The organism is Alkalihalophilus lindianensis, assembly GCF_032843265.1.
GTDB classification, from domain to species: Bacteria; Bacillota; Bacilli; order Bacillales; family Bacillaceae_D; genus Alkalihalophilus; species Alkalihalophilus lindianensis.
The window spans coordinates 1-464 of the sequence record NZ_JAWJBA010000041.1; the positions used below are offsets into that span (position 1 = coordinate 1).

Here is a 464-nt window from a genome sequence, read left to right on the forward strand (position 1 = left end):
CTTCAACATAAAAAGAGACCCCAAAGTAAAGCGGGCCTTCTGTTATTAGTTCTTCATCTTCGGATCGAGAACATCTCTTAACCCGTCCCCCATCAGGTTAAACCCTAATACCGTCAACATAATCGCCATCCCTGGGAAAAATAGAGTCCAAGGGGCATTGGTAATATAGTTTTTTGAATCGGCCAGCATTTTCCCCCATTCAGGTGTTGGCGGTTGCGCTCCCATGCCTAAAAATCCTAATGCCGCTGCTTCAATAATTGCCGTGGCAATCGCCAATGTGGCCTGAACGATTACTGGCGAGATACTGTTTGGTAAGATATGCCGAAAGAGAATCCGGGAATCTTTCATTCCAATCGCCCGGGCCGACATAATATATTCTTCTTGTTTGATACTTAACACTTTTGAACGCACAAGCCTGCCGAAATTTGGCACGTTGATAACCGCAATCGCGATCAAAGCGTTTT

1 protein-coding gene is annotated in these 464 nt (G+C 45.3%); it reads right to left on the reverse strand.

Going from position 1 to position 464, the window contains the following annotated elements:
* Nucleotides 1–45: 45 nt before the first annotated feature.
* On the reverse strand, nucleotides 46–464 hold a 419-nt coding region (locus tag RYX56_RS21180; protein ID WP_317123968.1), incomplete at its 5' end, for an ABC transporter permease.